Source organism: Nocardia sp. CA-145437, assembly GCF_050956485.1.
Lineage (GTDB): Bacteria > Actinomycetota > Actinomycetes > Mycobacteriales > Mycobacteriaceae > Nocardia.
Window position 1 is genome coordinate 4,235,018 of record NZ_CP191204.1, and the last position, 23,486, is coordinate 4,258,503.

The following is a 23,486-nucleotide window of genomic DNA, read 5'->3' on the forward strand; positions in this document are numbered from 1 at the left end:
CTCCGCATCAGTCCGCGGGGACCTTGACCGCGATTTCCCCTCCGAGGTGGTAGCCGTCGGCCAGACGCAGGTTGTCACCGCTCCAGAACCGGCCCGGGTCATACCAGTTCGGGCGCTTCTCCGGCAGCAGGCCCATCGCCTGGTAGGTCATCGCGACGATCTCCGCGCAGTACGCGTTCTCCAGTCCCGCAGTGGTTTCGGGCGTGGCCGATCGCTTCGCTCGCGGTACCCGGCCGCGCAACCACCGTCCCGCGAGCGCGGTGGTGGAGGGGAAGGGCATGCCGTCCAGCCTCGCCACCATCCGCAGCGCGGCATCCTCCATCTCCCGGGTGACCGGCCGATCCAGCTGGCGGATCCACGCCTGCTGCTCATAGACGTTGGCCCAGCGCATGACCGCGGCCCGCAAGTCGTGCAGCTGGGCCCCACGATGGTTGTTGCCCGACCAGACGTCGGGCAGCGAACGACCGAGCTCGGCATGCCAGATCAGGGCCGGGAGATCATCGATCACCACCGCCATCCCGACATGGTTGACCGGACTGTTCGTCAGCCCCCGAATCGCCCGGTCGGCACCGGAATGCCCCCGAAACAGCCACAGATCACCGGTCCTGGTGAGATCGACCGCTTCATCCAAACCCACACTCGACAGCGCTTCGCGTGACACAACCGCTAGCCTAGGCGCATGCGCTGGTGGAAGTGGCTCGGCTTGGCAGGCGCCGCAGGTGTCGCGGCGACCGGAGTGGTGATCGTGCGCTCCGAACGCAAACGCCGCGCCTACACCCCCGACGAGATCCGCGACCGCCTCCACGCCCGCCTCAACGATCGGCCCGCCTAGGGCTGAGCCCGTGTAGTCCTCGGCCTCGAGGCATCAGAGCAGACAGGGCCGATCCGGGTCGAACACCTCGCTGACCTCGCCTCGATCGAGCGTCGCGATGAGGGCGTCGGTGCCATGATCGATCTTCAGCGCAACCTCGGCCTGATGCAACGGCACCAGGGCGAGAAGGTTGATGGCCGTGCTGGATTCGATGACCCTGGCTTCCGGTTCGACGTCGAGCATCGGAGTCACGACCACACCCGCGAACGGCGTATCCGGGGCATAGGGCTGAACCGGATCGCCGTTCGGGACCAAATGCCATGCGCCGAGCCATGTCTCGCGTTCGTGAGGGAACCGAGCCATGTACTTCAGCAGGTGGACCGGCCACGACCCGCCGTCGTCCGGTAACGGCCAATCCGCGGGCAAGCCGATCATCAACTCGGCGAGGGGGCTCACCCCCTCCGGCACTCGCATCGGCCGTCCGCTCATCCCCTCGGTGACCAGCGTCCGGTACGGTCGGCCTTCCGTCGGCCCCACCACGAGCACATGCACGCGATCCGCCATCCCGACCTCGTGCATCACGAACTCGATTGGCCCGAAGTGTTCTTCGACATGACGTTCGATGGCTTCGTCGTGCTCCACGACAGCGAGCCTACGGTGCCGGGCACGAGTGTCCGGCAGTGCGTCGAACCGCCGGCACCCATGCTTCGAAGCGGGTGGGCACACTGACGAGTGCCAACACAGGCAAGTGACGTAGAGACTTTCCAGCAAACCAACCTTCTGATGTTAACGTAGCGCTCACGGCCCCATTGACCTGTCATAGACAACTGACAGCAACCACCTGGCGCCGCCCTAGTCGCGACCTGGAGGAGTAGAACCCAGATGCTGGCATCCATCGCCCGCTCGGCAGCAGTAGCCGCACTCGCAGTCCCCCTGCTGACCCTCGCGGCCCCGTCCGCCTCCGCGGCCGAGCCCGCCGCCCAGCCCGCGGCGCTGCAGAACATCGACGCCCCCTACATCTCGATCACCATCTGCCTCCACATCCCGACCCCCGGCTCCGCCACCCTGGACTGGTGCTGGCCGTAACCCCGACAGCCACACCACCGACGGCCCGCTCGGCTTCGACCGAGCGGGCCGCCGCCATTCCTGCACCCCGCAGCGGCCGGAACGCTATGCGGTAGAGACTCGTTCGCGGCACAGGAGCACGCTGGTGACATGCTCGTACCGTGGTTGAGCACTTTTGGCCCGAGAACGTGGAATTGGCGCGACGCAGCCGTGCGGCATGGGCCGCCACGGTGGAGTCCTTGCCGGTGGGCAGCCCGGTGACCGGCAAGGTGATCGGGCGGCAGCCGTTCGGGGTCTTCATCGAGATCGACCAGATCCCGGATGCCATCGGCCTGGTCAGGGTCACTTTCCTGCCAACGGATGCGGAGCTGCCCGCCCGCGGCGAGTTGATCGAGGGCCATGTGCACTGGCATGAATCGCACAACTGCCAGGTGATCGTGATGCCGTCGGGCGGTCGCGAATCCGACTACGCCAACGCCGTCTCGCCGGATCGCCTGGGATGACCTTCGAAGGAGATTGCGGGGCGAGGAGCCGTACCGGGTTCACTGCTTCTCGGCGCGCGAGTAGTGCCCCTGGCGCATGAGGTCGAGCAATTCGGCGGGCAGGTCGGTGATCGGGTGGGCGTAGGCGGCGGCGAGGTCGACGGGGGTGGTGACGTGGACCGACCAGCCGTGGCGGGACAGCCAGTCGCCTGGGTCGGCGCGGGCGTCGTCGTAGAGGAGGTCGCTGACGTCCAGGTTGCCGAAGGGGTTGGTGCCGAAGAATTTTTCCTCGGTGTCGGCGAAGTGTTGGGGGTCCAGGCCGCGGCTGAACTCGTCGGAGGCCACGCTGCTGCCGGGCGCGGACAGCGCGTCGATGCGCTCGAACAAGGCGTCGTGCGCGTGACCCGGCAGGAACGGCAACAGCCCCTCGGCCGACCACGCCGTGGGTTGGCCCGGATCGAATCCGGCGGCAATGAGCGCCGCGGGCCAATCGTCGCGCAGATCGACCGCCACCACGCGGCGATCGGCCTTGGCCACGGCACCGTGCTCGGCGAGAACCCGGTCCTTGAACTCCAGCACCTGGGGCTGATCGATCTCGAAGACGACCGCGCCGGCGGGCCAATCCAGCCGGTACGCCCGCGCGTCCAGACCGGACGCCAGGATCACCGCCTGCCGCACACCCCGCTGAAACGCCGCGGCGAAGAACTCGTCGAAGAACCTCGTCCGAACGCCCATGAACCGCCCGAACCGCCTGGCCTCGCCCACCGACTCCGGGTCGGCCAGCATGTCGACGAAGTGCGGTTCACCGGCCGCTTCGACGAACCACGCCGCGTAGCCGTCGTGGATCATCGGCTCGGGATCCACCGTCTCGAGTGCGCGAAACGTGGCGACGCCCAGGGCGGTCAGGCCCACGCTCGTCACAATGTCCCAGCTATCCCCTTCGGTTCGCATCAAGGTCACCCCACTGGTGTCAGAGATCGTCCGAGTTTCATCGAGCCAAACGCGAGTATCAACCCAGTCGATTCTGCGCCCATACGGAAACTCCGGCAACCATCCAGACACCTTCCGTAGCCAGGTCCTGCACGTATACACGCGCCGACCCGTTGCACCACGAAGATGAGGCCAACGACAATCTGGGGATCAGTCCGGGATTCTCCGCCACGTTCCCGAACAGCCGTCAGTTCTGACTTTCAGCAATGTTCAGGCATCCTCGATGACAGGAAGTCTGCCGCATCGCCGGCCCGGGTGAATTCTGTATCGATCCGCACCGGGCCCCGATAGCGAACACCACCCGGACCAGACGGCCGGGTGGTGTCGGTGCGTCGCGTCGGAGCGCGTTCGTCGTTCCGCGCGAATCCCTACTTGCGGCCGGTGAACTCGTCCATCGAGTGGTAGACGCCCACCGTGTTGAGATAGAAGTCGCGCAGCTTCAGCGGGAGAAGGCCGGAGATGGCGCGGTTGAGGCGGGAGGTCCAGGGCAGGACGACCAGGGCCGAGCCCTTCTTCATCTCGGTCCAGGAGGTGTCGACCACCTCCTCCTGCTCGAGGATCGGGGTGAACCAGAAACCCTTGGCGCCGTCGAACATTCCGGTGTTGATGTAGGTCGGGCACACCGTGGTGAACTTGACGTGGTCGGTGCCGGACTGCTCGAGTTCCAGGCGGACCGAGTCCGACCAGCCCAGGGCCGCCCACTTGGAGGCGGCGTACACGCTCATGCGCGGGTTGGAGACCAGACCCGCGGAGGAGGCGATGTTCAGCACACGTGCCTCGACGCCGGTGTTGGCGACCATGGCGGGCAGGAACTCGAGGGTGATGTACATGGGGGCCAGCGAGTTGATCGCCATCGTCTTGTCGATGTCGGCCTTGTTCGCGGTCTCCCAGAAGTAGCCGTTGCCGCGCACGATGCCGGCGTTGTTGACCAGCACGTCGATGCCACCGACCTCGGCGCGCACGGTCGCGCCCGCCTCGGCGATGGCGTCGCGGTCGGACACGTCCACCACGTAGTGGTGAATCCGGCTGCTGCCCAGGGCCGCCAGCTCGGCAGCGGTCTCCTTCAGCGCCGTCTCGTTGACGTCCCACAGCACCACATCGGCGGCCTGCTCGGCCACCGCGCGGCGCGCGAACGACTTGCCCAGACCCATGGCGGCCCCGGTGACCAGGACCTTCTTACCGGCTACGGTCTTCATACCCCTCTGTACCCCTGTCGAATGGTCGGCGGAATCACTTCTGCCGCAGTGTCTTCATGACGTTCAGGTAGAGCGTCATGGTCTTGGCCCACAGCTGCTCCGACATGCCCGGCAGCGGCGCGATGGGCAGCACCCGCTGCACCGCGATGGTCTGGGTGTCGATGTACTTCAGCAGTCCCTCGGGTCCGTGGCGGCGGCCGGTGCCGGAGATGCCGAGTCCGCCCGACGGCGCGGCGACCGAACCCCAGGCGGCGATGAAGCCCTCGTTCACGTTCACCGATCCGGCGTTGACGCGGGCGGCCACCTCGCGGCCGCGGGCGGTATCGCGGCTCCACACGCTGGCGTTGAGGCCGTAGGCGGTGTCGTTGGCCTGCGCGACGGCCTCGTCGTCACTGTGCACGCGGTACAGCGACACGACCGGTCCGAAGGTTTCCTCGCGGTAGACCGTCATGCCCTCGCGCACGCCCTCGAGGATGGTGGGCTCGTAGAAGTACGGGCCCAGGTCCGGGCGCGCCTTGCCGCCGGCGAGGACGGTCGCGCCCTGGGCGACGGCGTCGTCGACGTGCTTGGAGACATTGTCGACCTGGCGCGGGAAGGTCAGCGACCCGATCTCGTAGCCGAAGTCGAGGGTCTTGCCGAGCGTCAAATCCTTGGTGTGTCCGACGAATTCGCGGACGAACCGGTCGTACACCTTGTCGTGCACGTAGATTCGCTCGATCGACTCGCACAGCTGCCCGGCGGAGGCGAAGCAGGCGCGCACCGCGATCTTGGCGGCCGCGGAGACATCGGCGTCCTCGAGCACCAGCAGCGGGTTCTTACCGCCCAGTTCGAGCGAGTAGCCGATCAGCCGCTCCCCCGCCTGCTGGGCGATGGTGCGGCCGGTGGCGCTGGACCCGGTGTAGTCGACGTAGTCGGCGCGCGCGATGACCTCGGTGCCGACGACCGCGCCACGCCCGAGCACAGCCTGCCACAGCCCCTTGGGCAGACCCGCCCGCTCGGCGATGTCGATGGCCCACAGCAGGGTCAGCGCGGTCTGATTGTCCGGCCGCCCGATGACGGCGTTACCGGCGAGCAACGCGGGCAGCGCGTCGGAGGCGCCCAGCGCGAGCGGATAGTTCCACGGCGAGATGACCGCGACGACGCCCTTGGGCCGGTTGCGCACCTCCACCTGGGTCAGCACCGGCATCACGCCGCGCGGCTTGCGGTGCGCCAGAATCGATTTGCCCTCGGCGGCGTAGTAGCGGGAGTTCACCGCGACATCGGACACCTCGTCGAAGGCGTGCACGCGGGACTTGCCGGTCTCGAGCTGGACAATGTCGAGGATAGCGTCCTGCTCGGCCAGCACCAGATCGTGGATGCGGCGCAGCAGGGCGGCCCGCTCCCCGACCGGCACCTTCGCCCATTCGGCCTGCGCGGCGCGCGCGGTGGCGAATGCGGCCTCGATATCGGTGACCGAGGATTGCGGCAGGTCGGCGATCTTGGCGCCGGTGGCGGGCGCGAACACCTCGACCGAGGGCGCACCGCCCGCGACGGCATGGCCGAGCAGGCGCTGGACCAGGTCAACAGGCAGCGCATCGGCGGCGGCGAGCTGCGGGGCAGTCGTCATTGGTCGCCCTCTCGAAGAGTCGGATCCGGTGGAGCTCACTATTAACTGAACACCAGTGTTACATGAACACCAGTGTTAGATTAATAGACGTGACGCATGCGATGTCAAGCCCTCCGGCGGACAAGGCCACCCCCGCCCGCCGCGGCCGCCCCCCGCAGACGGAGCAACAGGCCGACCAGGTGCGCGCCCGCATAGTGCTGGCGACCGCCGAGGTCTTCGCCGCGCACGGGTCCCGCGGGCTGAGCGTGGCCCGCATCATCGAGGAGGCCGGGATCGCGCGGCCGACCTTCTACCGGTATTTCGCCAATGCCACCGAGCCGCTGCACGCGGTGCTCACCGTCTCCAACGACGACCTCGTCGGCGGTATCCGGTCGGCGCTGGAACGGACCGAGGAGCCGGTCGAACTCGGCATCAACATGATCGAGGCGTATCTGCACTGGGCGGGCGGGCACGGCTCGATGCTGGCGCCGTTGTTCGCCGAACTGCACGATCCGAGCTCACCCGTGTCGGAGTATCGGAATCGGGTGGTCGACGACATCCGGGTTCTGGTGCGCAACAAGATCACCGGGCTGGGGCGGCCCGCCCCCACGGACCTCGAACTCGATACCGCGCTGCACACCTGCGAGTACGTCGTGTTCCGCATCTCGGCTGCCGCCCCACACGGCGAACCCGACCAGGCCACCATCGATGCCGCGCGGTTGACCATGATTCGCGGCGTGCTCACCATGCTCGGCACCCGCCAGGACGTGGAGTACGCGCTCACCGTTCCGGGGCTGTTCGAATCAGCCTGATCCGGGCCAGGCCGTGCGTTCGGCCCCGGACCGGCGATCGAATGGCGTACGGACTGAATGGATTCGAGTCCCTTCAGTGTGCGTCGAGGTGCGCTTCGATGAGTTTGACCGCGGTGCCCGCGCCGTCCTCCTGAGCGATCCGCTCCGCCAGCCGGGTGGCGTTGTCGCGGTAGAAGCTGTCGGTGGTCATCGCGTGCAGGGCCGAGACCAGGCGGTCGACGGAGAGTTCCTGCTGCGCGATTGTGGCCGGGCTGACGCCGAGTTCCCGCGTCCGTCGGGCCCAGAAGCCCTGGTCCGCTTGGCCGGGGACGGCGGCGAACGGCATGCCCGCACGCAGGCTCGCCGAGGTGGTTCCGGCGCCACCGTGGTGAATCGCGGCCGCGACCTGCGGGAACAGCCAGTCGTAAGGCACACTTCCGATGGTCAGGACGTCGTCACCACTGATGTCGAGGTTCATCCAGCCCGTCTGCACGACCGCGCGGCCGCCGAACCGCCGTAGCGTCTCGTTCAGCAGCTCCGAGAATTCGGCGCGACGATCGCGACCTTCGGTGGTGCTGCCGAATCCGACGAACACCGGGGGCGGGCCGGCTTCGAGGAAGTCCACCAGCTCGGCGGGCGGCTCCCAGTCGATGGGCCGCGGCGGCCACCAATAGCCGGTGACCTCGAGCCCCGGGCGCCAGTCCGCGGGCCGTGGCGACACACTCGGCGAATAGCCGTGCAACACCGGCCATTCCGACGCGGTGCGCCGTCGCCGCAGTGCGCGGGCGGACACCTTCGGCAACCCCAGGTCCCGCCGGAATTCGGCGACCGGCCCGCGATAAACGGTGTCGAACACCCATGCCCCGACATCGGCCGTCAGCCGATTCCGGAACCCCCCGAAGTCCTTGTCCCCGACCAGACTCGGCGGATGCTGCGTGGTCGCCGACAACGGGAACAGCCGCAATCCGATCGCCGGAATCCCCTTGGCCTCGGCGAGCTGGAACCCCGAGAACTCGGTGATCGGACTCAACAACAGCGCATCCATCGGCTCATCGATCAACGCCTCGATCAACCCGTTCCCCAGGAACCGCTGCCCCTCCGGCCAAGCCAGCTTGTCCGGCACCACCAGATCCTCGTGCCCACTGAGATCGACATTGAACGGATCCGACTCGTCCACCTTGACATCGGCTCCCATCAGCCGAAATTCGAGCCCCGCCTCGGTGATCAACTCCCGGAACAAACAATGCGCGGCGACCACCACCTCATGCCCCGCGTCCCGCAACCGCAACGCGACATCCAGCAACGGCGCCACGTCCCCCCGAGTCCCCATCGCCGCAATAACCAACTTGCTCACGCGTCAACTCCTGCCCGACGAGACCCGATCGAATTCACCCCTCGAATATCGAATGCGCACTCCCACTTGGCAACTGATCGAACACCCCAGTCAGGTGCGTGCGGCTGGCGGACGACCACGGCCTCGGGCACCCTCACCGTCCGGTACCACCGGCAGGGGTAGCGAACTCGACGGCCGCGAAACACTCCATCGCGGAAGTCGGTAGCGTTCTGCACCGGTGGTCAAGATCGACTCGGGGGAAGGACACACCACACATGCATCAGATTTCACGGCGGTCGGCACCGCGGCAGCGGAACCGGCGCACACGGTTTCGGCTGTCGGCGGCGCTGGCGGGCATTCTGCTCACGGTGCCAGCTTGCTCGTACGGTACCGAAACAGATAGCCCGACCGGGTTCACCTCGCCGCCCTCCTGCGACGACGCCGACCGCTCCCTACGGAGCGCGCTGCGCGACTATGTCCCAAAGCTGTTCCAAGAGAACCGGCATCTGCGGACAGAGAGCTCCGATTTCTCGGGCTACTCCCGTTCGGTGCGCTGCGAATTAGTCCTCGAGAATCCGGTGCCACGCACGGCCGATGTGCCCGCGGCCGGGCCACTGTCACGCACCATCGTCATCAACCTCGATGTCTCCCCGCCATTGAGTATCAGCACGACCATGAAGCCCAACCGGCCGGATCCCTGGGTCACGTCGACCACGCCTCTGCCTGGTGTGGGTGAGGAAGCGCTGAGCTGGTCCGGCCAGCAGAGACCGGGATACGACGAAGGCGGAGCCAGCGCTCGGGTCGGTACGCTCCGCATGGATGTGACGCTCTCCGGTATGGACTGGTCCGGCGGTGAAGCCGTGCCCGTGTGGGAGTCGCGCTATTTGAAGCCGGATCTTCGCTCGGGCGCGGAATCCCTCGTCACCGCTCTGGCCGCTGACCTCCCGAGGAACCTGCGGCGGACCACCCTCACCTGGCCGCTGCCGACGCCGTCGACGACAAGCCCTCCGATCGAAGAACCACCCATGACGGTGTGGGATCCGTGCACGATTCCCGACTCCTCGATCACGGCCGCGGGGTTGGATCCGGCGAGTAAGAAGATCGGCGGATACAGCCTGTTCGACGGCAAGAAGGCCTGCCAGTGGCACAAGGACGATTTCGACTTCTCGATCAGTGCCGGGTCCAATCGGTTCCTCTATGCCTTCTTCTACCCTGGATTCCACACCACGTTCCGACCGATCGGGATCGGCGGGCGTGTGGGCTTGAGCCTCCCGAAGGAGTCCTACAGCGAGCACAGCTGCAACCTCGCCTTCGACGCACCGCGGGGCGAGCAGGCCGGCGCACCGGTGGGTGTGGTCGAGATGGTTGTCTCGTCGTGGAGCGATCGAAACTACAGCCGAGATGAGCTGTGCGGCAAACTGTTCGGCATCGCGGGCCCGCTCATCTCACAACTGCCACCAGGACGCTAGACCGGCAGAGAAATCCAGTGGCCGGTTTCCTGGTCCCGGACTCACAATCCAGCGATGGCTGTCACGGAGAGGGCGGCAGACCTCCGGCCTGAACCTCCTCGGCCTCACGGCAGCCCTGGGATCGGCGATCTGCTCGGCCGCCTATTTTCTGCTGGGCGAGTACGGCGCCCGCCGATCCGACCCCTTCGGCCTCACCGCGACCGGCCTGCTGATCGGAGCCGTCGCGGTCACCGTGATCGCTCCTCCGTGGACCTTCTCGTCCGACCTGCTCACGGCACCAACCGCACTCGGCGATCGGCACCCGCCCGCCTGGCCGGTCCTGCTGATCCTGGCCGCCCTCGGCACCGCCGTGCCCTACCTGACCGGTCTTCGAGCCCTTCGCGACCTGTCCCCGATCGCAGCCAGTGTCCTGGCCGTGGTCGAGCCCCTGGCCGCCACCGTCCTGGCATGGCTACTGCTCGGCCAGTCGCTCCACCCGACCCAGATCCTCGGTGCGGTCATCATGCTGATCGGCGCGACGGCGGTGCAGGTCGGCGGTGTCAGTGGAGAAGCTGTTCAGCGATCGACTGCACTCGGGCGCGGGTGATGCCGGATCGGTGCTCGACGGCGAGGGGGTGGTCGGTGGGTTCGAGTTCGAGGAGGGGGCGGGCTCCGAGCGGCTGGGTGTGGAGTTTGGTTTTCAAGTTGATGGTGGTGGGGGCGTAGATCGGGATCTGGGTGGAGAGCCAGCCGAAATAGGGTGGTTCGTCGACTCGGGCGGGGTCGTTCCACAGTTCGGACATGCGGTGGAAGTTCTGTTCGCTGAGGGAAATCCAGACGCCCCAGGCGAATTCGTCGTCGCTGTCCAGGATGGGCAGGATGATGCGGGCGCGGACGAAGAAGTGTTCGCCGGCGATGACGCATTGCTCTTCACCCAGAACACTGCCGGGCGCTTCGGCTACCGCGTCGTTCCAGTAGGCCGGGGCGGGGAAGGCGAAGCTGAGCGGCGGGCCGTCGTGAAGTTCATCGCAGCTGGTGCAGGTGAAAGTTGAGCTGGTCACGACGGCAGCGTAGGCGGGGTCAGCCGATCGGTTGACAGTGGTGTCGGCCGGATGGGGGTGGGAGAAGGAGCCGGTGCACCGATTCGGGCGTAGGTGGGGGTGCGGAGCATGGGAGAGGAAGGCAATCACTCGACGGATGGAGCAGCGGTTATGGGGACCTCATGGTGGCGTGGGCGTGCTCGGGGAGTCCGGGTCGGGGTCGCGGTGCTGGCCGGGTCGGTGCTCGTGGCCGCTTGCTCGGCCGAGCCGGCGGAGAAGGAAACCGCGGACACGAGTCGGCAGACACAGAACGGATCGGTGATGATGTCCGACAACAGTGATTCCGGTCCGGTCGACGTGCCGGTGGAACAGGCGAACAAGGCGTTGCTCAGGGCGGCCAAGGATGGCGACGCTGACGGGGTGCGGACCGCGTTGAATCAGAAGGCGCAGGTGGAGACTCGGGATGGGTCGGGACGGACTCCATTGATGATCGCCGTGCTGGATGACAATCTGCCGGTGGCCAAGGTGCTGATGGAATTCGAGGCGGATCCGGATGCCAAAGATGATCGCGGGGAGAGTCCCTGGGTGAACACCGGGGTCACCGGCAGTGTCGCGATGATGGAATTGCTACTGCCCGCGCAACCGGATTTGACGTTGCGGAATCGGTTCGGCGGGAACGCGCTGATTCCGGCGGCGGAGAAGGGGCATCTCGATTACGTGCGAGAAGTGTTGCGGCAGACCGATATCGACATCGATCACGTGAACGATCTCGGCTGGACCGCGCTCCTCGAAGCCGTCTACTACGGCAATGGCAGCGCCGTGTATCGCGATATCGTCCGGGTGCTGGTGGACAATGGCGCGAACGTCTCGATTCGTGATGCCAAGGGGCGCACCGCTTATGACCACGCGGTGCGCCGCGGGTTCAGTGAGATCGCGGCGATGGTGAAACCCACGTGACGCCGAGCGGCTCGGCGCGTTCGAAATGGATGGCGGGGTCGGTGATCTTGCCGAAGCGCAGGGCGGGCAGGTCGCGGAGGTAGTTCATGTGCAGTTTCCACGGGGCGCGGGTGCCCTGCTTGGGGAGGATGTCGAGGGAACGCAGGACGTAGCCCGGCTCGAAATCGAGGAAGGGGGCCGGGCCGACGGCGGGGTCGCGGATCGGGGTGGCCTTGGTGTAGCCCTCGGCATCCATGTGGCGGAGCAGACGGACGACGTATTCGCACACCAGGTCCGCCTTCAACGTCCAGGAGGCGTTGGTGTAGCCGATGATGAAGGCGAAATTGGGGATGCCCGAGAGCATCATCGCCTTGTAGGCCATGGTGTCGGGCAGGTTGACGTCGTGGCCGTCCACGGCGAGGGCGACGCCGCCGAAGGGGATCAGGTTGAGGCCGGTCGCGGTGATGACGATATCGGCGTCGAGGTCACGGCCCGATTCGAGGCGCAGGCCGGTCTCGGTGAAGGTGGCGATGCGGTCGGTGACCAGGTCGAGCTTGCCCTGGCGGATGGCGCGGAAGAAGTCCCCATTGGGTGACAGGCACAGGCGCTGGTCCCACGGCTTGTAGCTGGGATTGAAGTGGGTGTCGATGTCGAAACCCTCGGGGAGCCAGCGTTGCTGCCAGCCGCGGATCCAGGCCCGCATCCGCGTCGGATAGCGTTGCGACAGTTGGTACATCGCGGTGCTCAGGGCGACGTTCTTGGCGCGGGCCACCGCGTACGCGGCGCGGGCGGGCAGGAACTGGCGGGCGCGGTCGGCCAGGCCGTCACGGGCGGGCAGGGAGATGATGTAGGACGGCGACCGTTGCAGCATGGTCACATGCGCGCCCTGCTCGACCAGCGCGGGACCGAGGGTGACGGCGGTGGCGCCCGAGCCGATGATGACGACGTGTCGGCCTTGCACGTCGACCGACTCCGGCCAGTGCTGCGGGTGGATGATCGGGCCCGGAAAGCGTTCCGTGCCCGGGAAATCCGGGGTGTAGCCCTCGTCGTAGCGGTAGTAGCCCGAGCAGCTGAACAGAAAATCCGCGGTCAGGGTGACCGGTTCCCCGTCGTGCTCGGCGGTCACCGTCCAGCGGTTGCGCGGCGAGGACCATTCGGCCCGCACCACCCGATGCCGGTATCGGATGTGACCGTCGATGTCGTTCTCGGCGGCGGTGTCGCGCAGGTAGGCCAGGATGTCGTCGCCGTCGGCGATGGCCTTCTCCCCCAGCCACGGACGGAATCGATAGCCGAGGGTGAACATGTCGGAGTCGGAGCGAATGCCTGGATAGCGGAACAGGTCCCAGGTGCCGCCACTGGCCTCGCGTGCCTCCAGCACGGCATACGTGCGCCCGGGAAAGGCGCGCTGCACATGGTAGGCGGCATCGATGCCGGACAATCCGGCCCCGACAATGAGCACATCGACGTGCTCCGGCGTAGTGGCCATTCCCCCAGCGTATTCTTCACGCCGCCAGCGCAGTGGCCGATGCGGCTACGAACGCGCCAAGAATTCCCCGATCACGCCCGCCACCCGGTCCGGCGCTCCCTTGTCGATACCGAAGTGGTCCAGCCCCGGCACGGTGACGCGCTCGCACCGCGGGATCACCGAGGCGAGTAGCTCCTGGTCGGAGACGGTCCATGCCCGCCGGTCCTTGTCCCCGTCGACGAGCAGCACCTCGGCGCTGATCTCCGCGTAATTCCGATACGTATTGTCGAACCGCGCGTACTGCCGATGCTCGACGAGATTCTGCGGCAACTGCGCGATGACCTCGTCTTTCTCGGGCGCTTTCATCATGACCGGCATCATGCGCCGGAACATCCACCGCGGCGTCTTCCGGATGGCGTCCGGCCCGATCGCCCGCAGGAACTCGATGAAGGCCTCGAGGGGTTTGCCTTGGGCGAGATACTTCTCGTAGGCGTCCATCCATCCCAACGGCATGGACCCGTTCACCGACAGTCCCGGCTCGTACACCGCGACCTTCGCGATCCCCGTGTTCTGCCGCGCCGCCTCGAGCGCCACGAACCCCCCGTAGCCGTGCCCGACCAGAAATGCCGCGCCCGTCTTGTCCTGGAGCGCTCGCACATCCGCGCAATCGTCCTCCACCCCGTGCCCGGGGCGCTGCGGCCCGCTCTCCCCGTGCCCCCGCCGCTCGATGGTGTGCACGGTGAACGCGCCGGCCAGGGCCGTCGCGAACCGCTCGTATCCGCTCGCCAGGGCCAGCACTCCCGGAATCACGATCACCGCGGTCCCACTGCCCCTGCTCAGGTACGCGATCCGGGTCCCGTCCTCGGACACCACGGAGTCCACGCTCGGTTCGGCTTCGAAATCGACCATCACAAGCCCTCCCCTAGTCGGGCCGCCCTGCTCAGAAGGACCACGGCGACAGCGGCATCGAGCACCGCTCACGCTACGCCGCCCCGGCCACCACGCCCACGCCCGGCAGAACTCCGCACCCCCGCAGCGCGTCCCGGCCCCGGATCACTCCCGATTACGCAGGCCGCTCGCCCGCAGGACGCGGCGGGCGATGCCCGACCGGATCGATTCCTCGGTCCCGAGGATCCGCACATGCTTGCGGGCCCGGGTCACGGCCGTGTAAAGCAGCTCTCGCGTGAGCAGCGTCGATTCGGGCCCGGGCAGCACGGTCGACACGGTGTCGTACTGACTGCCCTGGCTGCGGTGAATCGTCATGGCGTACACGGTGGTCACCCCGGGGAACTGGGTGGGATGCACCAGGTACGGCTCGGTGCCGCGCTGCAGCGCCGCGCGCAGCGTCCCGTCGGGAGCGCGCACGATGACACCGGTGTCGCCGTTGTAGATCCGTGCCTCGTGGTCGTTGGCGGTGACCAGCAGCGGCTGCCCCGGATACCAGTGCCCGGCACCGGGATCGGCGCTGATCCCCGCCCCGATCACCCAGCCCGCGGCCAGCCGGTCCCAGCGTTCGACACCGGCCGGACCCTGCCGGTGCGCACACAGCAGACGATGCGATTCGAGGGCGGTGAGCGCGGCGGTCGCGTCTCCCGTCAGCGCCGCGTCGGTGGCTTCGCGGGCGGCCCGCAGCACATCCGCGCGCACTCCGGCGATGTCGTCGGGCGCGTGCAGCGACAGTTCGTCGCCACCATCGGCGAGCAGAGCCAGCGCGCCGTCGGCGTCACCCGCGCGAATGGCGACCGCCAGCTCCGCGATCCGCCCGCCGAAGCGGCGACCGCGCGTCAATCGGACGATGCCGCCGCGCAGCCGTTCCCGTTCCCGCCCGGACAGCGCGTCCGGATGCGCGGCCGTCGCCCGCAGGTCCCCGCCGAGGATCCGATCCAGCGCGGGATTCGCCTGCCCCGGAACAGGTCCGGCCACCAGGTCGGCGAGCACCGCGCCCGCGTCGACCGATGCCAGCTGGTCCGGGTCTCCGACCAGCACGAGCCGCGCGTCCGGCCGGACCGCGGGCAGCAGGCGGCTCATCATGGTCAGCGACACCATGGAGGTCTCGTCCACCACGATCACGTCGTACGGCAGCCGATTGAACTCGTTGTGCTTGAACCGCCCCGCGCCGCCGCGCTGCCAGCCCAGCAGCCGGTGCAGGGTGGCGGCGGTCAGCTCGGGCAGTCCGATCTCCCCAGCCTGCTCACGCACCGCCTCCTGCATGCGGGCGGCGGCCTTACCGGTCGGGGCGGCCAGCGCGATACGCAGCGCGGGCGCGCCCGGCACGGCCTGCTGATGCGCCACCAGCAAGGCCAGTACCCGGGCGATGGTGTGGGTCTTTCCCGTACCCGGCCCGCCCGCGACCACAGTCGTCCACTGCGTGGTGGCCAGCGCCGCCGCCAAGCGTTGCCGGTCGGGCGGTTCGCCGGGCCCGCTGTGATCCGGGAACAAGCGATCCAGTTCGCGGCGCACCAGTTCCGCGTCCACCATCGGGTGGGAGGCGGCCCGTTCGGTGAGCACCCGCCGGATGGTCTCCTCCTGCCGGTAGTACCGGTCGAGGTAGAGCAGCGGCCCTGGGCCCGCGTCACCACCGCCACGCGAGCCGGAGTCACCGCCGGACGGGTCGATGAGCCGCAGCGGGCGCAGCGGCCCGGCCGAGCTTCCGGTCACCAGCGGGCTCACCCGCAGGGCCGCGATCACCCTGTCCACGTCCGGCCAGGGCAGTGTGGCCGGATCGATGGCCGATTCCTCGGTGTCCTGAGCGTCCACGCCGATCTCGTGCATGCGCCGCACTTCCAGGCACACCGACCCGGATCGCACCGCGCGAACCGCCAGCGCGGTCGCGAACACGACCGCCTCGGACCGTTCCCCGCCGAGCCGCGCCAGCCGCAGCGCCACGTGCACGTCCGCCGCCGACAGCACCCCGGCGGCATTGAACACCTGCAGCAGCCCGGTGCCGCGCTGCGCCAACTGAATCGAGGTCATCGCACCACTCCCGTGTCACCGGCGAGCAGCGCCGACAGGTCCTCCACCAGGGCGGCGGGCGGCTGCCAGTCGAACACGCCGCAGCCGTCCGGGGTGTCGGGCCCGATCATGCCGCGCACGAACAGGTACCGGATGCCGCCCAGGTGTCGCGCCGGATCGTAGCCGGGCAGCCGCCACCGCAGATACCGGTGCAGCGCAACCGAATACAGAATCGCCTGCAACGGGTAGTGCGAGCGCATCATCTCCGCCGCCATGCGCTCGCGGGTGTAGTGCGCCACCGTGAGATCACCGACGCCGAGCCGGTTGGTCTTGTAGTCGACAACCAGGAATCGGGGCCCGGCCGTCCGCAACACGGCGTCGATACTGCCGGTCAGGTACCCACGCAACGGGGTGTCGTCCAGGTGCGCGAGCTGATCGGCGTAGGGCGCGAACACGTCGTCGGCGGGCAGATGCCGACGCAGCAGATCGGCGATACGCGGCACGGTGACTCGCGCCGCGACCGGATCGTCGCCACCGGTGAGCGGCAGTTCGAAATCGAGTTCGCTCAACCGATCCCGCGCCGGGAACCCGGCGAGCGTCCCGTCCCCGATCGGCGTATGCATGACCGCCAGCAGCGCCCCCGACAACACGTCGGGGTCCGCGTCGAACATCTGCTCGTTCACCGCGTGCAGGCAGCGCGCCCGGATCTCGGCGGCCAGGTCGGCGGCGTCGGTGTCGACGTACTCCAGCACCTCGTGCACCAGGGTGCCGAACTCCGCGCCGTAGGGCAGCGAATTCATCAGCGAGGGCGCGGCTCCCGCGAACGCGCTCAGATCGTCGGCGAGCACAGCCGGATCAGCCGGTTCGTCGGAGACACCGCCGCCCTCGGGCAGATCGGCGGCGGGCAGGGCGTCGTGCGCGCCCGCGGTCAACGCCGAATAGGACGTCCGCCGCCACGCCTGATCCAGCACCCGGTCGAAGCGGGCCGCGGCCAAAGGTTCGGAGGCCGTGGTGGTGTCGTCGTGCGGGAGCCGGGCGCGGGTGATCTCCCGCACCGGCTCGACGGCGATGACCCCGGGTTCGGCGGTCGACGCCCACTCCCGGATCCGTTCCAGCACTACCGAATCCGCGGGCACCGGCACCTTGTCCGCGACGGCGGGGCTGCCCGGCTCGCGCCCCAGCAGCATGCGGTGCAGCGGCGCGGTCTGGGTGTCGTAGGCCGGCGCCCACCACGCCACCACCTGCGCGCCCGCCCGCGTCAACGCCACGTAGAGCAGCCGCAGTTCCTCGGCCTGCTCCTCGGTTTCGGCTCGCAGACGCCGGGAGTTGTAGCCCGGCGCGTCGGAGCCGCCGACATCGAGGACGCGGCGGCCCTGCTCGTCATGGAACAGCAGCGTCGGCGGGTTGCGCAGCTTCGCGGCGTCCCACGCGAACGGCAGGTACACGACCGGGAATTCGAGCCCCTTGCTGGCGTGCACGGTCGCCACCTGCACGGCCGCGGCGTCGCGATCGAGCCGACGGCTCCGATCGGCGACGCTCCCGGAGGCCGGATCGCGCACGCGGTCGGCCAGCCACCGGGTCAGCGCGGACAGTCCCAGACCCTCACGCAGGGCCGCGTCGTCGAGCAGCTGCGCGATCTGCCGCAGGTCGGTGAGCTGCCGTTCCCCGCCTTCGAGAGCCAGCAGGCGCGGCGCCAATCGGGTTTCGGCACTGAGCTTCTCGGCGACCGCCGCGAACCCGGCGCGGGCGAACAGCCGGGCCGCGTCGCGCAGGTCCGCGCTGAGCCGACCCACCAGATCGGCTCCCCCGGCGTCGATCTCGGCGGCGCTCACCCCGAGCAGCGCCGTCCCGGCCGCCAGCCGCACCCGGTCCCCGCGATGCGGCTGCTCCACCGCCCGCAGCACCCACAGCCATTCGGTGGCCGCGGGCGTCCCGAACACGCTCGCGCCGCCGGCCAGCACCGAGGCGACCCCGGCCGCCTCCAGCTCGGTGCGCACCATCTCCAGTTGCGCGCGATTGCGCACCAGCACCGCGATATCGCCGGGCCCGATGGCCCTTTCGCGGGGAGTCCCGGCATCGATGCGCACCCCGGACCCGAGCAGCCCGACGATATCGGCGGCCACATCGATGGCCACCCGCTCCCTCTGCCGGCCCACCGTCGGATACCCGGACTTGTTGAGCGGCCCGGCCCCACTGCGCGGCAGGCACCGCAGCCGCAGCGGCGTCACCCGCTCGGGCGCACCCGACAGCCGCGAGAACGGGCGCGTCGCCGCCACCCGGTGCACGGTGATCTCCTTGTGCCCCAGGGCCGCACCGCCGTGCACGTGTTCGAGCGCGGCCAGCAGCCCCGCGTCACTGCGCCGGTTGGTGGTCAGTTCCCGCTTGCTGTCGGCGTGCGCCACCGCGTCCAGGTAGCTGAGCACCTCCGCGCCGCGGAAGGCGTAGATCGCCTGCTTCGGGTCGCCGACCAGCACCAGGGTGGCGTGCCCGTGGAAGGCGCGACGCAGGATGTCCCACTGCAGCGGGTCGGTGTCCTGGAATTCGTCGACCAGCGCCACCCGATACCGGTCCCGGATCCGCCGGCAGGCACGGGGGCCGTGCTCGGGGTCGGCGAATACCTCGTGCAGCAGCACCAGCAGGTCGTCGAAGTCGCGCAGTCCCGAAAGCCGTTTGCGTCGAGCGGTTTCCACCCGGACCGCCGACGCGAACGCCACCCGCTCGGCCGCCGGATCGTCGTCGCCCTCGGCCTCCGGCATCAGCAGCGCGTGCGGGTCGCCGACCGCCGCCGTGGCCAGTCGCTGCGCGTCGGCGGGACCGAACACCGATCCGCCGCGCGCGTACCGGCTCAGATACAGGTCGTCGGCGACCGTGGACACCACGTCGGCGACGCTCTCGACCAGCCGCACCCCCGGGTCCTGCTCCCCCGACAGCCCCAGCTCGTCGAGCATCCGCTGACAGAAACTGTGCGTCGTGGCGATGGTTCCCGCGTCGAAGTCCGAGAGCGCCGTCAGCAGCCGCTCCCGCCTGGTCGCGATCTCGCCCGGGTTGCCCTGCGCCAGATGCCGGATCAGCTCGTCGCTCGACGCGAGCGCCCGCTCCGGTTCGGCCAGGGCGGCCGCCACCCCGACGAATCGATCCCGGGTGCGCTCCCGCAATTCCTGGGTCGCCGCCCGGCTGAACGTCACCAGCAGCAGCTCCGAGACATCCACGCCCAGTTCAGCGACGAATCGAACCGCCAATCCGACGATGGCGTACGTCTTGCCGGTGCCCGCGCTCGCCTCGAGGACGGTCGTCCCCGTCGGCAGCGGCCCGGTCAGCTCGAACCGGTTCCCCGAATCCGCGAAAGCCCCTGATGCGTCGCCGGTTCCGGACACGGCGCCCCCGGGCACCGTTCCCTCCGCTGATCGCGATGCCGCCGAGCCGTCGTCCCACAACCCCGGTCCCACGGATTCATCACCCGAGCGCGGAGAGACGCTCGCACCGGCGGTATCCGAATCGTGGTGCGCCCCGGACGGATCGGCGGGCCGCGGCTCCTGCCCACCGGTCGCTTCGGGAGCGGCGGCCCACAGCCCCTGCGGCCCGCCGGAATCGGACTCCTCAGCGACCGTTTCGCGCGCGTCGGCGCCCGAGTCCAGCCCACCCGGCGGTGCCGGTTCGGTCGTGCCGAACAGATCCGGGGCGCCGGAATCAGCCGGCGCGCCCTCCGGACGCCGTGGTTCATCCACCGCCGGGTCCGCCCGCAGCAGCCTTCGCCGCGCGGGCCGCGGGGCCAGGTCTGGATCGGTGAAGGAGAACAGGTCGTCGGTCATGCGGGGCTCCCGGGGACGGTCACGGGCAGGAGAGTCCTCCTCGGGGTGGTCATGGCTGACCCTGATTCTCGTTGGTCAGCAGGGGATTCCAGAGACGACGCGCCAGCTCGCCGAAACGGGTCGGTTCGGATTCGACTCCCGGCAGCGCGGGCGCGGCGGCCTCGGTCAGCTGATCGAACCGCGGCGATCGGCCCAGAATGTGCCGGAAGTAGCGGTCGGTGTGTTCACCGAAGCGATCGTCGAAGTCCTGGCTCGCCGCATGCAGCGCGTCCTCGGGCGACGCGCCCGCGAGACGGCGCTCGGCATAGGTGGCCGACGCCGACGGCGCGATCGGCAGAGGTTCGGTGAGGCCCTCGTCGCGCAACAACGCCAGCTCCCGCAACAGCCCCCGCGCCAGCGGGGCGGGCGGCGCGGTGAGCGTCGACTGCCAGGCCGGACGATGATGCTTCCCGCGCCCGATGGTGATGGCGCGCCACGACTGATGGGTCCCGGTGGCGGCCAGCGCCAGCACGCGAATCCACGCCGCCATCCGATGCTTCGGGGCCAATCGCGAGAACGTCGTGCGCAGCAGCGCGTCGTCGTGGACATCGGGCACGGTGCCGGTCAGGCGACGCCCGTCACCCAGATCCACCGCGATATCGATGGTGCGCGACGGGATCTCGTGCAACGGACGCGCCACCCGCACCAGCTGGTCGACGATCCCCTCGACCTCGTCGAGCACGGCCGCGCCCATCCCGAACGGCGGCAACGTCCCCCGCCGCCACTCCGCGGCCCGCAACACCGTGGGATCCACGCCGGTGAGCCGCGCCGACAGCATGCGCTCGCCCATATTCCACTTGGTCAGCCCGTCGAGTTCGATGGGGAGCCGGTCGGCGATCTCCTCCTCGTCCTCGGGTACCCGAATTCCCAAGCGCTGCCACAGGAATGCCCGCACCGGATGCTCGGCGAAGGACACCAGATCGGCCAGCTCCACATCCCCGGGCTCGCGGCCCGGCAGCGTGGTCGGCAGGAACAGCGGCCGCGGCTCCGGCGCACGACCCGCCGCCACCGCACCCGCCAGCGCGACGGTGTCGAAACTGAACGGATTCTCCGGCCGGAAGTTGCGGCGATCGAAGGGCTGCAACGGATGCCGCGTCACCACCTGATCCATCGCCCCCGCACCGATGTGCGCGCGCACGGTGTCGAGCAGCTCGGCCAGCGGGATCGCGGGCGGCCGGTGCGCGCCCGAGACCGGATCGGATCCGGTGTGCAGCAACACCAGCCGCTCCCCCGCCGCCATGATGGCGTCCAGCAGCAGCTGCCGGTCCTCGCTGCGCGGATCCCGATCCCCGGGGCACCGATGCCGGGCCAGCACGTCGTCCCCGTCCACGCCGCCCGCGCGCGGGAACACCTCGTCGTCGAGACCCAGCAGCACCACCACCCGATGCGGCACCGACCGCATCGGCACCATGGTGCACACCGTGAGCTCCCCGGTGCGGAAGTTGGCGCGCGAGGGCCGACCGGCCAGCCGAGCCGTGAGCAGCGCGTCGATATCGCTGAGCCGCAAGGGAATCGAACCCGCCGGTTCCAGCGCCGTCGCCAGTTCGCGACGCGCCTGCACCGCCATCCAGCCCTGACCGGACGGCACCTCGGTCAGCAGATCCAGGGCGCGCCCCAGCACCGCGGCCCATTCCGACGCGGGCCGCGCGCTGCCCGCGGGCTCGTCCAGGGTGGAGCCGCGCAGGTCGCGCAGGCACACCGCGAGCCGGTCCACGAATTCGGCGAACCGGCCGCCCAGATCGATGTCATTGCTGTCCACGTCGTCCAGCGGCAGCACCAGATCCAGCCAGTCCTCACTGGATTCGCCCGCCGCGACCCCGAGCAGGATCCGGTCCACCGCGGCATTGAGCGTGTTCTGTGGGAAGTCGCCCAGCCCGAACGCCTGCCGCTGCCGCTGCCCGATCCCCCAGCGCGCCCCGGTCTCGGCCGCCCATTCCCGCAGCCGCTCGATATCGTCGTCGTCGAATCCGCAGCGCACCCGGACCGGTTCGGTCGCACACAGATCCAGCGCCTCGGTCACGGTGACGCGGCCGTCGGCCAGCCCCAGCAGCGTGCCCACCACATCCAGCACCGGATTGACCGCGCGCTGGGCGCGATCGGCCAGCCGCACCCGCAGCCCGTGCGCGGGATGCCCCGGCTCGGCCCCGTCGAGGGACCACTGCCCGAACGCCGCCCGCACCAGCGGCGCGTAGCTCTCCACGTCGGGGCACAGCACGATGACGTCGCGCGGTTCCAGCGTCGGATCGGCGGCGAACACGCTCAGCAGCGCGTCACGCAACACCTCCACCTGCCGCGACGGCCCGTGGCAGGAGTGCACGGTGACCGTCCCATCCACCAGGCCCGGGTCGGGCAGGAGCGACCAGCGGTCCTGACGCACGGCGGCCTGCAGCTCCGACAGCAGCGTGCGCGGCCCGATCTCGTCCGGTCCCGGGTGATAGGTGTCGATGTGGTCGTAGCCCGCCAACCGCTCCTGCAGCTCCCGCACATCCCGGCCCAGCGCCGCCAGCAGCGGATGCCGCACGCGCACACCGGAATTCGGGATCACCTCGGCGTCGGCGAGCTTGGTCCACAGCGCCGGGCTGGGGTGCACCAACCACAGGTGCACCTGCCGACCGGTCGACAGCGCCGACAGCACCTCCAGCTGATCGGTGGTCAGCCGCGTCACTCCGAACAGCGAAATCCGTTCCGGCACCGAGACGATCGACGGCTCGGCCCGCAGCCGCGCGCACGCCGCCGCCAGCCGCTCGGCGGGACTGGGCACCCCGACCACGCCGCGCACCCGCCGCCACAGCATCGCCTGCCACACCAGATCCGCCGGGAGCGCGTGCCCCGCGCCGTCGGTGTCGCTGCCCGCTGCCCACTCGGTGATCATGGCCGGGCGCTGGGTGCCGTAGCTGTCGAACAGCGCCGCGATCCGGGCCGCCGTCGCGTACCGGCGTCCCACCCGGTACCCGCCCGCGTCGCCGTGGCCGAGGTGGCGCGCGAGCACCGCGCTCCAGGGTTCGGACAGCACGTCGTCGAGGACCGGCAACAAGGTCCAGACCAGTCGCTCCGGCGACCACGGATCCTGCTCCGGATCCACTCCTGTCGCCTCGGCCAGGACCGCCGACACGAGCGCCGCCGGATCCGCGAAGTCGATGTTGGCCGAGATCCCGTCGGTACCGAGCCCGCCAGCCGCACCGCGGCCGAGCCCACCACCCGCACCGCGGCCGAGCCCACCACCCGCACCGCGGTCGGGGCCGCCACCCGCGCCGAGTACCGTGGCCAGCCGCTGCGTGAGCCAGCGCTCGATCCCCTTGGCGGGAACCGCGACGACTTCCGGGGTGAACGGATCGCCGAGCGGTTCGATCAGCAGCCCGGCGAGCGCGTCGGCGAGCGTGTCCGCTCGTTCCGCCCGGTGAATGTGCACGACCTGTGTTTATACAGTCGGCGAACGACATGCAAACACCGGGCTGCGCGGCTCGCCGGGTGACACCTGCCACATGCCGAATATTTGCTAGGGCGCGTCACTGCGAAATTCGAGTGTGGTATGCGACAGTGCCTT

The 23,486-nt window shown here is 69.2% G+C and carries 19 protein-coding genes; 7 read left to right on the top strand and 12 right to left on the bottom strand.

The genetic code is table 11. From position 1 onward, the window contains the following. Positions 1-7: 7 nt before the first annotated feature. Positions 8-661 (bottom strand): hypothetical protein, encoded by a 654-nt coding sequence (locus ACQPYY_RS19735; RefSeq protein WP_433590496.1) that lies wholly within the window; start codon positions 659-661, stop codon positions 8-10. Positions 662-679: 18 nt separating this feature from the next. Here ACQPYY_RS19735 and ACQPYY_RS19740 point away from each other — a divergent pair, with 18 nt between their 5' ends. Continuing rightward, the gene (locus tag ACQPYY_RS19740; protein ID WP_379103852.1) at positions 680-832 is read left to right on the top strand and encodes a hypothetical protein; all 153 of its coding nucleotides are present in this window, start codon (positions 680-682) and stop codon (positions 830-832) included. 33 nt (positions 833-865) lie between these two features. Here ACQPYY_RS19740 and ACQPYY_RS19745 read toward each other — a convergent pair whose 3' ends face one another. After that, complete coding sequence (locus ACQPYY_RS19745; protein WP_433590497.1) at positions 866-1,453, bottom strand: suppressor of fused domain protein; 588 nt, start codon at positions 1,451-1,453, stop codon at positions 866-868. 240 nt (positions 1,454-1,693) lie between these two features. Here ACQPYY_RS19745 and ACQPYY_RS19750 point away from each other — a divergent pair, with 240 nt between their 5' ends. Both ACQPYY_RS19750 and ACQPYY_RS19755 read left to right on the top strand, forming a co-directional pair. Then, on the top strand, positions 1,694-1,897 hold the full coding sequence (locus ACQPYY_RS19750; protein WP_433590498.1) for a hypothetical protein: 204 nt from the start codon (positions 1,694-1,696) through the stop codon (positions 1,895-1,897). A 140-nt stretch (positions 1,898-2,037) separates the two neighbouring features. Beyond that, positions 2,038-2,379, top strand: a complete 342-nt coding sequence (locus ACQPYY_RS19755) for a hypothetical protein (RefSeq protein ID WP_433590499.1) — start codon at positions 2,038-2,040, stop codon at positions 2,377-2,379. A 39-nt stretch (positions 2,380-2,418) separates the two neighbouring features. Here the strand turns inward: ACQPYY_RS19755 and ACQPYY_RS19760 are convergent, their stop codons facing one another. From ACQPYY_RS19760 to ACQPYY_RS19770, 3 genes are all read right to left on the bottom strand, one after another. Next, a complete protein-coding gene (locus tag ACQPYY_RS19760) occupies positions 2,419-3,309 on the bottom strand; it encodes an SAM-dependent methyltransferase (protein ID WP_433590500.1) in 891 nt (296 codons plus the stop codon). Between the two features lie 407 nt (positions 3,310-3,716). After that, positions 3,717-4,544, bottom strand: a complete 828-nt coding sequence (locus ACQPYY_RS19765) for an SDR family NAD(P)-dependent oxidoreductase (RefSeq protein WP_379103862.1) — start codon at positions 4,542-4,544, stop codon at positions 3,717-3,719. 34 nt (positions 4,545-4,578) lie between these two features. Next, the gene (locus tag ACQPYY_RS19770) at positions 4,579-6,150 is read right to left on the bottom strand and encodes a succinic semialdehyde dehydrogenase (protein WP_433590501.1); all 1,572 of its coding nucleotides are present in this window, start codon (positions 6,148-6,150) and stop codon (positions 4,579-4,581) included. 89 nt (positions 6,151-6,239) lie between these two features. Here ACQPYY_RS19770 and ACQPYY_RS19775 point away from each other — a divergent pair, with 89 nt between their 5' ends. After that, entirely contained in the window at positions 6,240-6,941 is a 702-nt protein-coding gene (locus ACQPYY_RS19775) for a TetR/AcrR family transcriptional regulator (protein ID WP_379103866.1), read from the top strand. Between the two features lie 73 nt (positions 6,942-7,014). Here the strand turns inward: ACQPYY_RS19775 and ACQPYY_RS19780 are convergent, their stop codons facing one another. Beyond that, positions 7,015-8,274 carry a glycosyltransferase gene (locus ACQPYY_RS19780; protein WP_433590502.1) on the bottom strand — a complete coding sequence of 420 codons (1,260 nt, stop codon included), beginning with the start codon at positions 8,272-8,274 and terminating at the stop codon, positions 7,015-7,017. 254 nt (positions 8,275-8,528) lie between these two features. Here ACQPYY_RS19780 and ACQPYY_RS19785 point away from each other — a divergent pair, with 254 nt between their 5' ends. Together ACQPYY_RS19785 and ACQPYY_RS19790 are read left to right on the top strand one after the other, a co-directional pair. Continuing rightward, positions 8,529-9,722, top strand: coding sequence for a hypothetical protein (locus ACQPYY_RS19785; RefSeq protein ID WP_433590503.1), 1,194 nt, complete (start codon positions 8,529-8,531; stop codon positions 9,720-9,722). After that, on the top strand, positions 9,655-10,308 hold the full coding sequence (locus ACQPYY_RS19790; RefSeq protein WP_433590504.1) for an EamA family transporter: 654 nt from the start codon (positions 9,655-9,657) through the stop codon (positions 10,306-10,308). The genes ACQPYY_RS19785 and ACQPYY_RS19790 overlap by 68 nt, the downstream gene beginning before the upstream one ends. Here ACQPYY_RS19790 and ACQPYY_RS19795 read toward each other — a convergent pair. Continuing rightward, entirely contained in the window at positions 10,262-10,762 is a 501-nt protein-coding gene (locus tag ACQPYY_RS19795; RefSeq protein ID WP_433590505.1) for a DUF2199 domain-containing protein, read from the bottom strand. The two genes, ACQPYY_RS19790 and ACQPYY_RS19795, sit on opposite strands and share 47 nt — an antisense overlap. Before the next feature lie 93 nt (positions 10,763-10,855). On the opposite strand from ACQPYY_RS19795, the gene ACQPYY_RS19800 reads away from it, so the two are divergent. Then, on the top strand, positions 10,856-11,698 hold the full coding sequence (locus tag ACQPYY_RS19800; RefSeq protein ID WP_433590506.1) for an ankyrin repeat domain-containing protein: 843 nt from the start codon (positions 10,856-10,858) through the stop codon (positions 11,696-11,698). Here the strand turns inward: ACQPYY_RS19800 and ACQPYY_RS19805 are convergent. The 5 genes from ACQPYY_RS19805 to recC all read right to left on the bottom strand — a co-directional run bounded on the left by ACQPYY_RS19805 (position 11,664) and on the right by recC (position 23,351). Then, positions 11,664-13,163 carry a flavin-containing monooxygenase gene (locus tag ACQPYY_RS19805; RefSeq protein WP_433590507.1) on the bottom strand — a complete coding sequence of 500 codons (1,500 nt, stop codon included), beginning with the start codon at positions 13,161-13,163 and terminating at the stop codon, positions 11,664-11,666. The two genes, ACQPYY_RS19800 and ACQPYY_RS19805, sit on opposite strands and share 35 nt — an antisense overlap. 45 nt (positions 13,164-13,208) lie before the next feature. Further along, positions 13,209-14,051 (bottom strand): alpha/beta fold hydrolase, encoded by an 843-nt coding sequence (locus ACQPYY_RS19810; protein ID WP_433590508.1) that lies wholly within the window; start codon positions 14,049-14,051, stop codon positions 13,209-13,211. Between the two features lie 144 nt (positions 14,052-14,195). Beyond that, positions 14,196-16,115 carry an exodeoxyribonuclease V subunit alpha gene (recD, locus tag ACQPYY_RS19815; RefSeq protein ID WP_433590509.1) on the bottom strand — a complete coding sequence of 640 codons (1,920 nt, stop codon included), beginning with the start codon at positions 16,113-16,115 and terminating at the stop codon, positions 14,196-14,198. Beyond that, entirely contained in the window at positions 16,112-19,903 is a 3,792-nt protein-coding gene (locus ACQPYY_RS19820; protein WP_433590510.1) for a UvrD-helicase domain-containing protein, read from the bottom strand. Before ACQPYY_RS19820 ends, recD begins: the two co-directional genes overlap by 4 nt. Before the next feature lie 49 nt (positions 19,904-19,952). After that, complete coding sequence (recC, locus tag ACQPYY_RS19825; protein ID WP_433590511.1) at positions 19,953-23,351, bottom strand: exodeoxyribonuclease V subunit gamma; 3,399 nt, start codon at positions 23,349-23,351, stop codon at positions 19,953-19,955. Between the last annotated feature and the right edge of the window lie 135 nt (positions 23,352-23,486).